At 63.6% G+C, this 1033-nt stretch carries 1 pseudogene; it reads right to left on the bottom strand.

What is annotated here, in order from left to right:
• Positions 1-36: 36 nt before the first annotated feature.
• Positions 37-1033, bottom strand: a pseudogene (locus FV222_RS27175) (IS3 family transposase); the annotation flags it as partial.

The following is a 1033-nucleotide window of genomic DNA, read 5'->3' as shown; positions in this document are numbered from 1 at the left end:
CGTGATCGGCCCCCACGAGGTGGTCCAAGGGTAAAATTAGTGCACGGTGGGCCGCTCCGCCACGGGTAGCTTGGCCGGCGGAGCTGGTCTGGCAAGCGCAGCCGGCCAAGCGGAGAAGGCTGGCATGAACACCTCCGGGGCCGGCGGTCGGTATCCCAGAGAGGCATGCGGGCGCACGCCGTTGTAGTGACGTCGCCAGCTTTCGATCACGACCTGCGCTTCTCTGAGTGTGTAGAAGATCTCGCCGTTCAGAAGTTCGTCGCGAAGCCGTGCGTTGAAGCTTTCGACGTAGCCATTCTCCCACGGTGAGCCTGGCGTGATGTAGGCCGTCTTTGCTCCGACGCCGGTGATCCAAGCTTGTACGATCTTCGCAACGAACTCCGGGCCGTTATCCGAACGGATATGGCCAGGTACGCCACGCAGGATGAACAGATCCGAGAGCACGTCGATGACGTCGGTTGCCTTCAGCTTGCGGGCGACCCGGATCGCCAGGCATTCATGCGTGAACTCGTCGACCACGTTGAGCATCCGGATCTTGCGCCCATCGTGCGTTCGGGCCTCGACGAAGTCGTACGACCACACGTGATTGCGGTGTTCCGGGCGAAGACGGACGCAGGAGCCGTCATTGTCCCAGATCCGCCCCCGCTTGGGCTGTCTGGCTGGGACCTTCAGACCCTCACGCCGCCAGATCCGCTCGACGCGCTTGTCGTTGACGAACCATCCGGCCGCCTTCAGCAATGCGCTGATCTTGCGGTAGCCATAGCGTCCGTACTTCTCGGCCAACGCCACGAGATCGGCCGTCAGCGCCTCTTCGTCGTCGCGGCCCCGCGGTACCTTGCGCTGTGTCGAGCGATGCTGACCGAGCGCCCGACAAGCGCGGCGCTCGGAGACGGTCATCGTCCGCATGATGTGCTCGACACAGGCGCGTCGGCGCGCGGGGCTCAGAAGTTTCCCCGGGACGCCTCCTGCAGGATCAGCTTGTCGAGGGTGAGATCGGCGATTGCCTTTCGAAGCCGAGCATTCTCGGTCTCAA

The organism is Methylobacterium sp. WL103 (genome assembly GCF_008039885.1).
GTDB lineage: Bacteria > Pseudomonadota > Alphaproteobacteria > Rhizobiales > Beijerinckiaceae > Methylobacterium > Methylobacterium cerastii.
The sequence above is the reverse complement of the archived record's forward strand: the minus strand, read 5'-3'. Positions and strand labels throughout refer to the sequence as shown.